At 50.0% G+C, this 12,500-nt stretch carries 10 protein-coding genes; 5 read left to right on the top strand and 5 right to left on the bottom strand.

Annotated features, from left to right (window positions below; all coding sequences use genetic code 11):
- Nucleotides 1–78 precede the first annotated feature (78 nt).
- Nucleotides 79–531: a YhbP family protein gene (locus tag JYB87_RS16280; protein WP_207354494.1), complete on the top strand. Its 453-nt coding sequence runs from the start codon at nt 79–81 to the stop codon at nt 529–531.
- A 166-nt stretch (nt 532–697) separates the two neighbouring features.
- Complete coding sequence (locus JYB87_RS16275) at nt 698–2,461, top strand: sensor domain-containing diguanylate cyclase (protein ID WP_207354493.1); 1,764 nt, start codon at nt 698–700, stop codon at nt 2,459–2,461.
- A 64-nt stretch (nt 2,462–2,525) separates the two neighbouring features.
- Here JYB87_RS16275 and hslU read toward each other — a convergent pair whose 3' ends face one another.
- The 5 genes from hslU to priA all read right to left on the bottom strand — a co-directional run bounded on the left by hslU (nt 2,526) and on the right by priA (nt 9,221).
- On the bottom strand, nt 2,526–3,851 hold the full coding sequence (hslU, locus tag JYB87_RS16270; protein WP_207354492.1) for an HslU--HslV peptidase ATPase subunit: 1,326 nt from the start codon (nt 3,849–3,851) through the stop codon (nt 2,526–2,528).
- A gap of 22 nt (nt 3,852–3,873) precedes the next feature.
- Nucleotides 3,874–4,398, bottom strand: a complete 525-nt coding sequence (hslV, locus tag JYB87_RS16265; RefSeq protein ID WP_207354491.1) for an ATP-dependent protease subunit HslV — start codon at nt 4,396–4,398, stop codon at nt 3,874–3,876.
- A 159-nt stretch (nt 4,399–4,557) separates the two neighbouring features.
- Nucleotides 4,558–5,145: an SPOR domain-containing protein gene (locus tag JYB87_RS16260; RefSeq protein ID WP_207354490.1), complete on the bottom strand. Its 588-nt coding sequence runs from the start codon at nt 5,143–5,145 to the stop codon at nt 4,558–4,560.
- Nucleotides 5,146–5,148: 3 nt separating this feature from the next.
- Complete coding sequence (gene argS / locus JYB87_RS16255; protein ID WP_207354489.1) at nt 5,149–6,894, bottom strand: arginine--tRNA ligase; 1,746 nt, start codon at nt 6,892–6,894, stop codon at nt 5,149–5,151.
- Between the two features lie 131 nt (nt 6,895–7,025).
- Nucleotides 7,026–9,221, bottom strand: a complete 2,196-nt coding sequence (gene priA / locus JYB87_RS16250) for a primosomal protein N' (protein ID WP_207354488.1) — start codon at nt 9,219–9,221, stop codon at nt 7,026–7,028.
- Between the two features lie 102 nt (nt 9,222–9,323).
- Between priA and JYB87_RS16245 the strand changes: the two genes are divergently transcribed.
- From JYB87_RS16245 to JYB87_RS16235, 3 genes are all read left to right on the top strand, one after another.
- Nucleotides 9,324–10,166, top strand: a complete 843-nt coding sequence (locus JYB87_RS16245; protein WP_207354487.1) for a fimbrial protein FimV — start codon at nt 9,324–9,326, stop codon at nt 10,164–10,166.
- A 122-nt stretch (nt 10,167–10,288) separates the two neighbouring features.
- Nucleotides 10,289–10,501, top strand: a complete 213-nt coding sequence (rpmE, locus tag JYB87_RS16240; protein WP_037441662.1) for a 50S ribosomal protein L31 — start codon at nt 10,289–10,291, stop codon at nt 10,499–10,501.
- Nucleotides 10,502–11,027: 526 nt separating this feature from the next.
- Nucleotides 11,028–12,272, top strand: coding sequence for a malic enzyme-like NAD(P)-binding protein (locus JYB87_RS16235; RefSeq protein ID WP_207354486.1), 1,245 nt, complete (start codon nt 11,028–11,030; stop codon nt 12,270–12,272).
- Nucleotides 12,273–12,500 lie beyond the last annotated feature (228 nt).

Raw genomic sequence — 12,500 nt, 5'->3', positions numbered from 1 at the left:
GATTTTGCCGACAAGAGTTGGCGCAGCTCGGTCACTGCTTTAGACTGCATCCACCCAGTTTTTTATTGTGCCCGCATCATGTTAGTCGAAATGCCACGCCCCATTAGTCAGTATCTGCAACAGCACCATGTGTTGACCTTGGCGACAGTCGACACTGATGGTGTTTGGTGTGCCAGCTGCTTCTATTACTTCGATAGCGCCAGCGCCAGTTGTTATTTGATGACCGCCGATGATAGTCGTCATACCCAAGCCATGTTGGAGCGACCACAGATTGCAGGCACCATTGCCGACCAAACCCGCAATGTGGCCAAAATTCAGGGGATTCAATTTAGTGCTATTGCCAAGCGGGTCAGCGCCGCCGATGTGGAGGCTATAACGCACCAATACTGTGAACATTTTCCAATTGCGCGGCTCAAATCGGCGCCGTTGTGGCAGCTAGAATTGCAGACCATCAAAATGACCGACAACCTGCTCGGTTTTGGCAAAAAGCACCATTGGCAACGCTTGGATGACTGCACAATTTCAGCGTGACTTTTATAACTATCAGTGACTTATTTACCTTTCGATTTTATCGTTAATGTTATTTTTCAGACAAAAATAGCACCGCAAACAGAGTCCTCCCAAACTTGAACTATACTGCTCATTAAAGTCGATGTTCCCAATTGACTCGATGAATATTCATTCGGTGGAGGCGTAGATGGAGCATGTTGTTCTGACTGTGCAATCGCAAAATCAGCTCCAACAAGCGTTGCAACAATTAGATTCAAGTTGGCTAAACCTGCCTAGTGGCAGAGTGTTAGCTCAAGTGTATTCCCGCAATCTCGAATCCGGTTGGCTGCTATCAGTCTCTGCCGAACTGCGTGCCAAACTGCCCAATATTACCGTGGTCGGCTGCTCCGCGATGGGGATTGTCTCTGCTGGCAGCGATTGGAATAATGCCACGGTGGTGTCGTTACTTCGGTTCGATAAGTCCTCTTTTGTTGCCACTTTGCTGCAATCCAGCCCAGATGACGAGTACCTTGATGGGCGCAATATGGCGGCGGAACTGGCAATCAAGCAAAGGGATCTGCAAGGGGTACTGCTTCTCAGCAATCCCACCAAGTTGGCCACCACGCGCTTGCTGCGGGGTATGAGTGATGAGTTAGTCAATCTGCCCATTTTTGGTGGCCTTGCCGGGGATTTCTCGCAAAAGCTGTCAACCTCGGTGATGTTGGATCAAGCCTTGTCGGACGCTGGCTCAGTCATCGTAGCGTTTTACGGTGAAGCGTTACGGATCAAAACCTTTAACTACCTTGGCTGGACACCGTTTGGCGAGGGTATGACGGTCACGAGCACTCAAGGTGATGTGGTTAAAACCATCGATAATATCGCGGCTTACGATCTGTATAACTACTTTATTGGTATCGAAAAAACGGGATTTTTTAGTTCGGCAATGGAATTCCCGCTAATGGCCAATCATGGGGGCAAGCTGGTGGCGCGAGTGCCAATTGCCGTGGGTGAGGCGCATGAGCTGGTCTTTCTCGCCCAGCTTGAGCCTGGTGATACTGTGCAGTTTGGCTACGGCGATGTGAACAGTATTCTCAGCGATTTAAGTTTTGCTCGGCACGATTTAATCAGCTTTGGTCCAGAGGCAATTTTAGTCTTCTCGTGTTGTTGTCGGCAGTCATTTCTACAAGATGATCCGCGGGCTGAGATTCAGCCCTTTGAAGACGTGGCGGCGGTGGCGGGGTTTTTCACCTATGGCGAAATCGATACTGCCAATGTGCCACGCGATGTACTCAATGCCACCATTGTATCCGTAGGGTTTAGCGAAGAACCCGCTCCCGCCGCAGAGGAAGACGATTGGCTGATCACCGAGCGGGCTGAGATGAAGATGTCGCGTAATCTCAACCGATTACAACGACTGATGTGCTTTATTTCGCGTATGACTGAAAAGCTTAACGCCAAAAATCAGGAGCTTACTCGCCTAGCGCAGCTTGATAGCTTAACCGGAGTGTTAAACCGCCGCGCCTTTGAAGAGCAGTTGGCACAAGAGTTTCAGCATTGCCGCATGATTAGTGCACCATTATCGCTGTTGAAAATCGACTTAGATGGCTTTAAACAACTGAATGAAGATTTTGGTCATGCCATTGGCGATCAACTGCTGTGCAATTTGGTCGATATTGTCAATCGCTGTGTGCGCCATACAGATGGGTTTGCACGTTATGAAAGTGACTGCTTTATGCTGCTGCTACCGCAACTGCATTATGGTGAAGCGTTGGTAATTGCTGAGCGGATCCGCGCTGGGGTGGCGCAGTCACTCACCATTAAAGGTATTCCTGAATTGCCCAAAGTCACCTGTTCAATAGGCGTGGCTAAGTTTCATGATGAGCAAGACACATTGGATGCTTTGTTATCGCGGGTCGATTTTGCTATCTCACGAGCAAAAAGCGCTGGCCGCAATTGCGTGAAAGGCGAGTAGGTGGATGACTGGATAAAAAACGGCGCTGAATAGCGCCGTTTTTTGTGTGACCCAGACTGAGAGATTACAGAATAAAGCGGCTCAAATCTTCGTCGTGTACTAGCGTATCCAGATGCGCATTAACGTATTCGGCATCAATCACATAGCTGGCACCTGATTTGTCGGATGCCTCATAAGAGATATCTTCCATCAAGCGTTCCATGATGGTGTGCAGACGACGAGCGCCAATATTTTCGGTGCTTTCGTTGACTTGGAACGCTGCTTCAGCGATGCGCTCAATGCCCGCTTCAGTAAAGCTAATGGTGACACCTTCAGTGGCCATCAATGCGCGGTACTGTTCAGTCAGCGCCGCGTGCGGCTCAGTCAAAATACGTTTGAAGTCGCCCGCGGTCAGCGCATCCAACTCAACACGGATCGGCAAACGGCCTTGCAGCTCGGGGATCAGATCTGACGGTTTTGACATCTGGAACGCACCAGAGGCAATAAACAGAATGTGATCGGTTTTCACCATGCCGTGCTTGGTGTTGACGGTGCAGCCCTCAACCAACGGCAGCAGGTCACGTTGCACCCCTTCGCGTGATACATCTGGGCCTGAGCTTTCGCCACGCTTACAGATTTTGTCAATTTCATCCAAGAATACTATGCCGTGTTGTTCTACTAATTCAATCGCTTGGTCTTTCAGATCTTCTTGATTCACCAGTTTGGCCGCTTCCTCTTCAGTCAGCTGCTTCATGGCATCTTTGATCTTCAGTTTGCGGCGCTTAGTTGGCGTTTGGCCCATGTTTTGGAACAGGCTCTGCAACTGGTTGGTCATCTCTTCCATGCCGGGAGGCGCCATGATTTCAACGCCCACTTGCGGGCCCATCACGTCGATCTCAATCTCTTTATCATCCAACTGACCTTCACGCAGTTTTTTGCGGAAGATTTGGCGGGTGTGCGATTGCTCGTCTTTTTCGCTGTCCCAGTCGTTTTTCGGCTTCGGCAGCAGCGCATCTAATACGCGCTCTTCTGCGGCTTCTTCGGCGCGGGTGCGGCATTTTTTCATCTGCTGCTCGCGGGTCATTTTCACTGCGGTATCGGTCAGATCGCGAATGATCTGATCGACTTCTTTACCAACGTAACCGACTTCAGTGAATTTAGTCGCTTCCACTTTGATAAATGGCGCGTTGGCCAGCTTGGCCAGACGACGGGCGATCTCGGTTTTACCGACACCGGTGGGGCCAATCATCAGAATGTTTTTTGGAGTCACTTCATGACGCAGTGCATCATCCAGCTGCATACGGCGCCAGCGGTTACGCAGCGCAATCGCTACCGAACGTTTGGCTTTGTTCTGACCGATAATGTGCTGGTCCAGTTCATGGACAATCTCGCGGGGGGTCATCTCAGACATAATCTTTCCTCAACGCTCCGGCTTAGTAATTGAGTTCTTCAATGGTTTTGAACTGGTTGGTGAACACACAGATATCACCAGCGATGGTCAGCGACTTTTCACAGATGTCGCGGGCGCCCAGTTCAGTATTTTGCAGCAGGGCGATGGCCGCTGATTGCGCGTAGTTACCACCGGAGCCGATGGCAATTAAATCGTTTTCTGGCTGCAATACATCACCATTACCGGTGATGATCAGTGAGGCGGAGTGGTCAGCCACGGCGAGCAGCGCTTCTAGTTTGCGCAGAGCGCGGTCGGTGCGCCACTCTTTGGCAAGCTCAACGGCGGCCTTCATCAGATGGCCTTGGTGCATCTCTAGCTGAGCTTCAAATTTCTCAAATAGGGTGAAGGCATCGGCAGTACCACCGGCAAAACCGGCAATCACTTTGTTGTGGTACAGACGGCGAACTTTACGCGCGTTGCCTTTCATGACGGTGTTTCCCAATGAAACCTGACCGTCACCCGCCATAACAACCTGATTATTGCGGCGTACTGATACGATTGTGGTCACGATACTTCCTCTCAAATGCTGGTGGGTGAACCAGTGGGTGATACAGCTGTATATGGGGCGGCCTTGGCGTAATATCAACTGTCATCTTCGCAAATGCGTGGGGATTGGCGTAAAAATAAAAAAACCGCCCAAAAAGGCGGTTTTTATGTGACCAACGGGTTAATTAGTCCAAAGCCAGATCATACAGCCGTTGAGACCTACGCGTTGCAGGGTATGACGATCGCGCTCAGCTTGGCGCTTCGCATCATAGGGGCCAAGGATCACTTTAAACCAATCACCATTGTTGCCGCCGACTTTACGTACTTGCGCCTCAATGCCTTGGAATGCGATAACGGCTTTCATCTCTTGAGCTTGTGACTCCTTACGGAAAGAGCCACATTGCATCTGATATGGGCGACTTGGCTGATTGCTCTGCGCTGGTACATCCACTTCAACTTGCTTGTTTTCAAGCTCTTTCTGATAGGTCCACTCTTCTTTCGGCTTTGGTGGCAACGTATCTTTCGGATTGGTTGTTGCTGGTGCCGCCGCTTTGGTTGTCACAGCTTGTGGTTCATTGCCGCTCGCGGCGTCAGTGCCGTCATGCTTTAAAAACCACAACGCGTAGATAAACCCCACAAGCACGGCCAAGCCCACCACGAACTTGATTGGTGATACTGGGCGGCGTGGCGCAGCCGTCGCTTTGCTTTTGCTGTTAGCACCGCGCTTGCGAGGTTGGCGCGGCTTGCTGTTGGCATAGTCGCTTCGCATGGGTTACATCCGTTCCAAAGTCTCAATACCCAGCAGACCCAGACCTTGTTTCAGGGTCTTCGCGGTCAACTGTGACAGCAATAAACGGCTGTCGCGCGCGGCTTCGTTATCGGCCGCCAATACCGGACAAGCTTCATAGAAGCTAGAGAAGGCTCCAGCCAGCTCATACAGGTAAGCACACAGCAGATGGGGTTGGCCTTTGTCGACCACGCGTGCCAGTACTTCACCAAATTGTGCCAGCTTAGTGCCGAGTTCTTTCTCTTTCTCTTCGTTGAGTTCGATTTTGGCGTTGCTTAAATCGATATCAGCCGCTTTCTTGAATATGCCGACAACACGGGTGTAGGCATACAGCAAGTATGGTGCGGTGTTACCTTCAAAGCTGAGCATTTGATCGAAACTGAAGATGTAATCACTGCTGCGGTTTTTCGAGAGATCCGCGTATTTCACTGACGCTACACCGACCACACGGGCGATTTCTGTCAGGGTTGCTTCATCCATTTCTGGGTTTTTGCTACGTACCAGTTCAATGGCGCGAGTGTAGGCTTCATCGAGCAGGTCGACCAGTTTCACAACGCCGCCAGAACGGGTTTTGAATGGACGTCCATCTTCACCGTTCATGGTGCCAAAGCCCATGTGTTCCAGCGTCATCTCTGGACGGACAAAACCTGCGGTGCGGGCGAGACTGAACACTTGCTGGAAGTGCAGCGCTTGGCGCAAATCAACAAAATACAGTGCGCGATCGGCATTCAAGGTGCCCGAACGGTAACGCATCGCTGCTAAGTCGGTAGTGGCATACAGGTAACCGCCATCGGCTTTTTGGATAATGACAGGCAGCGGTTCGCCTTCTTTATTGCGGAACTCTTCTTGGAAGACCACTTTGGCACCATCGCTTTCAGACAGCAGCCCTTTGGCATCCAAATCCGCTACAACTTGCGCTAAGTCATCGTTGTAGGCGCTTTCGCCATGCACGTCAGCGCGGGTCAGGCTGACACCTAAACGCTCATAGACTTTATGGCAGTGGCTCAGTGAAATATCGTTAAATTCGCGCCACAGTTTGTTGCAGTATTCGTCGCCCGATTGCAGCTCAACCACCAAGTGGCGAGCGCGAGTGGCAAAATCTTCTGATTCATCAAAACGCACTTTGGCGGCGCGGTAGAAGGTTTCCAAATCTGACAGTTCAATCTCAGTCGCTTCGCCATTGGCCGCGCGCAGCTCTTCCATGTAGGCCAGCAACATACCAAATTGCGTACCCCAATCGCCCACGTGGTTTTGGCGAATCACCTTATGCCCCATGAACTCCAATGCGCGCACCACGGCGTCACCAATAATGGTGGAACGCAGGTGACCCACGTGCATCTCTTTGGCGAGGTTAGGTGATGAATAGTCAACCACCACGGTTTGTTCTGCAGGCAAATTAATGCCGAGATGGGCATCGTTTAACGCGGCTTGTAGTTGATTTGCCAGCGCATTTTCATCGATAAAAAAGTTGATAAACCCTGGGCCGGCAATGTCCACTTTGGTGACGTTGGCGGACGCAGGTAGATTGTCGATGATGATGTTAGCCAGTTCGCGCGGGTTTTTACCCGCAAGTTTGCTCAGCATCATTGCCAAGTTAGTGGCTAAATCGCCATGTGTTTTATCCTTGGTGCGATCGACCTGAATCCTTGGTGCGGCATCTTCGGGAATGATCCCTTGTTGTTTCAAGGTGGCTACGGTTTGTTCGAGCAAAGATTGAATATGTGCTTTCATTGGCGTTTTATCGACACTGACGACTGAAATAGGTGGATAACGGAATAACCGTACATTCTAGCGGTTATAGCTATATGAAAGCTACGGCAGGGATGATTTTTATCGCGCTTTTTGCCCCTAAATTGTGCAAGTTACAGCAGATCTTGCGGATCGCGATCGATGCTCCACCGGCAACGGCGTGCCTGCGGTAGCTGCTCTAACAGTGGCAGAGCATGTTCAAACAGTTGTTGGATCAACCGGCGGTCGGCGGCTTGTACCAACAGATGGCGGCGATGAAATCCGGCTTTTCGATCGAGCGGCGCAGGCATCGGACCAATGATCTCTAGCGATGGCTGCTGGCCGAAATGTTCGGCAAACGCCCTGAGAAAGTTTTCGGCATCTTCTGCGTGATGGGCTTCGGCACGTACCAGCACCATATGCCACACAGGTGGTAGCAGGGCGAGCTTACGTTCCTCTAACTGCGACCGTGCGAATTCGCTGTAGCCGCGTTGCAGTAGATCTTGCAGCAACGGGTTATCACTTTGATGGGTTTGCAGCAGTACAGTCCCCGGTTTGCTGGCGCGGCCGGCACGGCCTGCCACTTGGGTATACAACTGGCCAAACCGTTCCGGCGCGCGAAAATCTGCGCTAAACAATGCGCCATCCACGTCGAGCAGGGCAACCAAGGTCACATCAGGAAAATGGTGGCCTTTGGCGAGCATTTGCGTGCCAACCAAAATCCGATAGCTGCCGCGATGAATTGCATTCAGTTGTTGCTCCAAAGAGCCTTTGCGGCTGGTGGTGTCGCGGTCAATCCGCACCACCGGGTACTCTGGAAACTCTTTGCTGAGAATGCCTTCGAGCTGCTCTGTGCCAATCCCTTGCCCTTGCAGCATGGTGCTGCCGCAGTTGTGGCACTGACGCGGAATTGCATACTGATTACCACAGTGGTGGCAGCGAATTTCACCCAAAGATTGATGCAGCGTAAAAAAGGCATCGCAGCGATCGCATTCGTGCAGATAGCCACATTCATGGCATAGCAGCGCAGGCGCAAAGCCACGGCGATTGAGAAACAGCAGTACTTGGTTACCAGCTTGCAGGTGCAGCCGCATCTCGTTAAATAGTGCTTGCGATACGCCGCCACGCAATGGCTGATTACGAATATCAATCACCCCTTGGCGGGCTTTGACCGCAGTACCGGCGCGTTCGCTCAGCTGCAGGTGATGGTAGCGTCCGGCAATGGCGTTGTGCAGCGACTCCAGTGACGGGGTTGCACTACCGAGCACCACCGGAATGTTTTCAAGGTTGCCGCGCATTACGGCTAAATCGCGGGCGTGGTAACCCACCCCTTCCTGCTGCTTAAAGCTGCTATCATGCTCTTCATCAAGAATGATCACTCCCGGCCAGCGCATAGGGGTAAACAGCGCCGAGCGAGTGCCGATGATGATGGCTGCTTCACCACTGCGGGCTTGGCGCCAAGCATCGAGCCGCTGTTTATCGGTCAGGCCAGAGTGCAGCACTGCAATCGTCACATGAAAACGATGTTTAAAGCGGTTGATGGTTTGTGGGGTTAGGCCAATTTCTGGCACCAGCACCAAGGCTTGATGACCCGCTTTCAGCACGGTTTCAATCAATGCCAAGTAGACTTCAGTTTTGCCAGAGCCTGTCACCCCTTCAAGCAAGGTACAATTAAAGCCTTGTTGATGATTCAGTGCTGCCACAGCAACGGCTTGTTGTTTGTTGAGCCGATGTGGCGCTTCGCCCATCTTTAACTCATCACGCCAACTGATATCGGTGGTCACCGGTTGTTCAAATATGTCAATCCAGTCGCGCTCGCGCAGCGATTTCAATGCACTGGGGCTGAGTCCTAATGCTTGCGCTTCTTCAACGGTGACTTCGCTGCCTTTGAGCAGCTCGACAATTTTTTTCTGTGCGTGGGCGCGGCCAAGACTGTTGCTATCTGCCTGCTCGCCTTTTTCAGTCAAGGCGTAATAGCGGATGGTTTCTGGCTGGGCACTGGCGCCTTTGCGCAACGCGACTGGAATCGCTTGCGATAACATCATGCCGTGACTACAAAAATAATATCTTGCTGCCCACTCGGTGAGTTTATAAAGTGGTTCACTGAGCAAAGATTCGCCATCCAATACTCGGTTGATATTGCGAATTTTTTGTGGCGGTAGAGCGCAACTGTCGGTTAATGCGGTCACTAGGCCAATCATTTTTTGTTGGCCAAAAGGCACTTCTACCCGCACCCCTTGGGTGATTGCGGTGGTGATGGTGTCAGGAATGCGATAGCTAAAATTTTGCCGTAATGGGACTGGAAGGGCGATTTCGGCAAATTGCGGCATGGAGAACGATATACAGTTGTGGACGGATACTGCTGGCCAGTGTAACGACTGAAGTATGCTAGAGCCAGTGGATTAAACAGAAAATCAGTGCTAAGGAATCGTATGAAAAGCCAAACTAAGCGATTGAGTTACCTCATCGTGACTGTTGTGATGCTGTTTAACAGTGCTTGGGCTGGCACCTCGCATGTTAGTATCAATCAGCGCTTATTCGATTTAGGCAAAATCCCGCTGATTAAACTCAATATTGTTTCCGACGTGACAGACACCGAGCGACTGCAATTTATTGTGCAGCAACAAAGCGGTGAAGAGCGGTTGATGGTTGATCGTATCAACGATTTTATGTATTTGCTGCAAGGGATTGATGAAGTGACTGACCCTGACGCCAAGCTGGTCGTGAATGAATATCTGCAGCAACGTTGGTTGACGGTGGCAAGCTTGCCGCTGTTTGCTGATTCGGTTCCCGTTGCCGACCCGCCTTCCAGCAAAAAGCTGTCGTTATATCGCCATATTGAGCCAAGTGTTGCAGTGCCAGCGCTTGAAGCTACTGCGGCTAAATCGGCACCAACGCCCAATGCTGCGAAGACCGCCAGCCCGCAAAAAGCCATTAGCGCAGCGCCCGAGAGTGCCGCGGTGGCAAGCGTAAATTCAAGCGTAAAATCAAGCGCCAACTCAAGCGCCAACTCAAGCGCTTACATGGATGGTTGTCGTTTGGACTATAACGGTAGCCAAACCTTATGGCGCTTAGCCAATCGTTACGCAAAAGAGTGGAATACAAATGTGTATGCGGCGGCGTTGGGGATTTTAGAGGCGAACCCTAAGGCGTTTTATCGTGGTAATCCGTCGTCACTTCGACGTGATGCTCAATTGCGCTGTCCTAGCGCGCAGTTATTGGCACAATATGCGGACAAAAAGGTGGCAGAGAAAAAATTTGATGCGCTGCTTTAGCGCTTGAATTAACAGTAGCTATCCAGTAGAATCCTGCGCCCTAACACATATTGTATTAACCGCATGTGGTGCTCAACTTCGGGTTGGGAGAGCGACATGGCCTTAAACTTGAGGTAATCCCTATGAAACCAGGTATCCATCCTGAATACGCTGAAATCACTGCAACTTGTACTTGCGGTAACGTGATCAAAGTACACTCAACTGCTGGTAAAAACCTGCACTTGGACGTATGTGGTGCATGTCACCCATTCTACACTGGTACTCAGAAAGTTGTTGATACCGGTGGCCGCATCGAGAAGTTCAACAAGCGTTTCGGTGTACTGGGCAAGAAATAATTGCCAAGCGACTGATTCTGAAAAAGGCGTCCTCTGGACGCCTTTTTCTTTGCTCAATCAGCACGGTTACGCCGCTGGCAACATTGATGCGTTAGGCTGGTTTTGAGCTTGGATGATGTTCATATATCAGCAAATGTGCGTTACGTCACAATATGGCATTATGGAAATGCAAAGCTTGTCAAATTTGCCAAATGAATGTTACTCACTAAGCTCTGTAATTAATTTAAATCTTATATTGAATAAGCGCCATTTTTCTATTTTAAAGACACAGTTTTTTGTAATCCGATTTCATCTTTGATGGCTTGTTTCATTCTTATTTCCGTTATGTAACTTTTGAAAATAATGTATATAAATCGTTGTCTTGGGTGAACGCGAAAATTTCGGAAATAGTGTTTGATTAATGGTCGATATCAAGTATCTTTAGCGACCCTATTTGTATTTGGTCACACTTCTAACTATTCAAAATGTGGCGATAAATTCAAATGTAGTGGGCACTAATATATTGGCTTGAACTTAGGAAAGAAAGATGACCGATTTCCGTCAAAAAGCACTTGATTACCATGAATTCCCTGTACCCGGGAAAACCGCTGTTGCACTTACCAAAGCTGCTGAAACCAGTATGGACTTGGCGTTAGCTTATAGCCCAGGTGTGGCAGAGCCCGTACGTGAAATCGCTGCTAATCCTGCAGATGCATACCGTTACACCAACAAAGGCAATACTGTTGCTGTAATCTCAAACGGTACTGCAATTCTCGGATTGGGTAATCTTGGTCCTTTGGCTTCTAAACCTGTAATGGAAGGTAAAGCGCTATTATTTAAACGCTTTGCTAACATCGATGCGACCGATATTCAGGTTAAACATCGTACAAACGAAGATTTTATTAATACTGTTGAAGCTATTGCCGATACTTTTGGCGGTATTAACCTCGAAGATATTAAAGCACCTGAGTGTTTTGAAATTGAACGTGAATTAATTTCCCGTTGTGCTATTCCGGTATTTCACGACGACCAACACGGCACCGCCATTGTGACGGCTGCAGGTATGATTAACGCACTGGAAATCCAAGGTAAAAATATTGCAGATGCTGTATTTGTTTGCTTGGGTGCTGGCGCTGCAGCGACCGCCTGTATGAGCTTGTTGGTGAAGTGTGGTGCACAACGTGAAAACATCTATATGTTGGACCGTAAAGGCGTGATCCACAGTGACCGTACCGATCTCAACGAATATAAAGCCTTGTTCGCCACGCCAACGGAAAAGCGTACGCTGCGTGATGCGATGGAAGGGGCTGACGTATTCTTGGGGCTGTCAGGTGCTAACCTGTTGGGCGCGGAAGAGTTGGCGTTGATGGCTGACAACCCAGTGATTTTCGCTTGTTCAAACCCTGATCCAGAAATCAACCCAGCGATTGCCCACGCTACCCGTAGCGATCTGATTATGGGTACGGGTCGCAGCGATTATCCAAACCAAGTGAACAACGTGTTGTGTTTTCCATTCATTTTCCGTGGTGCGCTGGATGTGCGTGCCCGTGAAATCAATGATGAAATGAAGCTGGCAGCAGTGTATGCCTTGGCTGAGTTGGCGAAAGAATCAGTACCCGCGTCAGTATTGGCGGCTTACCCGAACATTACTGAGCTGACATTTGGCAAAAACTACGTCCTGCCAAAGCCAATGGACCCACGTTTGTTAGCGCGCGTAGCCAAAGCGGTTGCGATTGCTGCGATTGAATCAGGTGTGGCTGAAATCAATACAGTACCAGAATACCAAGAGTAAGCGGCTACTGTTATTTCGCCTCGATTAACGCCCTCTTCGTGAGGGCGTTTTTGTTATGGGTGTGCGGTTGCGTTTTGGGGCTAACTGCTTAATAATCAAAAGCCTTATAAGTCGGTTTTTCGGAATATCTAGACTAACGAAGGCTTGGGTAAATGTGGTTATGTTGGCGGGATTTGTTTATGCGTTCGCCAGCGTAAATTTGCTTGTGTTGTGACTAGCTTGACCGAC

Origin of the sequence: Shewanella avicenniae (assembly GCF_017354945.1) — a bacterium.
Classification (GTDB): Bacteria; Pseudomonadota; Gammaproteobacteria; order Enterobacterales; family Shewanellaceae; genus Shewanella; species Shewanella avicenniae.
Note: the sequence above shows the minus strand (reverse complement) of the source record. Positions and strands in the feature narration are given on the sequence as shown.

What these genes read in the sequence shown, in the direction of transcription:
- JYB87_RS16280 (WP_207354494.1), top strand. Translation starts at nt 79, where the DNA reads ATGTTAGTCGAAATGCCACGCCCCATTAGTCAGTATCTGCAACAGCAC.
- JYB87_RS16275 (WP_207354493.1), top strand. Translation starts at nt 698, where the DNA reads ATGGAGCATGTTGTTCTGACTGTGCAATCGCAAAATCAGCTCCAACAA.
- hslU (WP_207354492.1), bottom strand. Translation starts at nt 3,851, where the DNA reads ATGTCTGAGATGACCCCCCGCGAGATTGTCCATGAACTGGACCAGCAC.
- JYB87_RS16260 (WP_207354490.1), bottom strand. Translation starts at nt 5,145, where the DNA reads ATGCGAAGCGACTATGCCAACAGCAAGCCGCGCCAACCTCGCAAGCGC.
- argS (WP_207354489.1), bottom strand. Translation starts at nt 6,894, where the DNA reads ATGAAAGCACATATTCAATCTTTGCTCGAACAAACCGTAGCCACCTTG.
- priA (WP_207354488.1), bottom strand. Translation starts at nt 9,221, where the DNA reads ATGCCGCAATTTGCCGAAATCGCCCTTCCAGTCCCATTACGGCAAAAT.
- JYB87_RS16245 (WP_207354487.1), top strand. Translation starts at nt 9,324, where the DNA reads ATGAAAAGCCAAACTAAGCGATTGAGTTACCTCATCGTGACTGTTGTG.
- rpmE (WP_037441662.1), top strand. Translation starts at nt 10,289, where the DNA reads ATGAAACCAGGTATCCATCCTGAATACGCTGAAATCACTGCAACTTGT.
- JYB87_RS16235 (WP_207354486.1), top strand. Translation starts at nt 11,028, where the DNA reads ATGACCGATTTCCGTCAAAAAGCACTTGATTACCATGAATTCCCTGTA.